Below are 629 nucleotides of genomic sequence, written 5' to 3'. Positions count from 1 at the left end.
CTCCATGAAGTAATGGAGCGCAGATTAAGTTCATCACATCCTGTGACAACATCTGCATGACCTGCATTGTGCAGGCCCCTGACTACGCACATCTCTGTGCGTTTTTTTTAAAACTGAATTAACAGGTACGTTTTGTCTTGTTTAGTTTTCAAAGATCATTTTGTTTCGTTTGTTCGCTTTGTTAAAGCAACTCTATTAGTATACAACGCTACTTTGTCAAAGTCAACAACTTTTTTTGTTTTTTGGTGGAGCCTAGCGGGATCGAACCGCTGACCTCCTGCGTGCAAAGCAGGCGCTCTCCCAGCTGAGCTAAGGCCCCATAAAAATGGTCGGGAAGACAGGATTCGAACCTGCGACCCCATGGTCCCAAACCATGTGCTCTACCAAGCTGAGCTACTTCCCGATTTTATTACAATAATGGCGCGCCCGAGAGGAGTCGAACCCCTAACCTTTTGATCCGTAGTCAAACGCTCTATCCAATTGAGCTACGGGCGCAAAAATGAATGCCGAGGGCCGGACTTGAACCGGCACGGTAGTCACCTACCGCAGGATTTTAAGTCCTGTGTGTCTGCCAATTCCACCACCCCGGCGTGGATGGTATAGTTGGAGCGGAAGACGGGATTCGAACC

The 629-nt window shown here is 48.2% G+C and carries 4 tRNA genes; all 4 read right to left on the bottom strand.

What is annotated here, in order from left to right:
* Nucleotides 1-243: 243 nt before the first annotated feature.
* Nucleotides 244-319: transfer RNA gene (locus AAGG74_RS23495), tRNA-Ala, on the bottom strand.
* A 7-nt stretch (nt 320-326) separates the two neighbouring features.
* A tRNA-Pro gene (locus AAGG74_RS23490) sits at nt 327-403 on the bottom strand.
* Nucleotides 404-418: 15 nt separating this feature from the next.
* Nucleotides 419-495 (bottom strand) — tRNA-Arg (locus AAGG74_RS23485).
* Between the two features lie 9 nt (nt 496-504).
* Nucleotides 505-590: transfer RNA gene (locus AAGG74_RS23480), tRNA-Leu, on the bottom strand.
* Nucleotides 591-629 lie beyond the last annotated feature (39 nt).

The sequence above is a fragment of the Bacillus mexicanus genome (assembly GCF_050445615.1).
GTDB classification, from domain to species: domain Bacteria; phylum Bacillota; class Bacilli; order Bacillales; family Bacillaceae; genus Bacillus; species Bacillus mexicanus.
The sequence above is the reverse complement of the archived record's forward strand: the minus strand, read 5'-3'. Positions and strand labels throughout refer to the sequence as shown.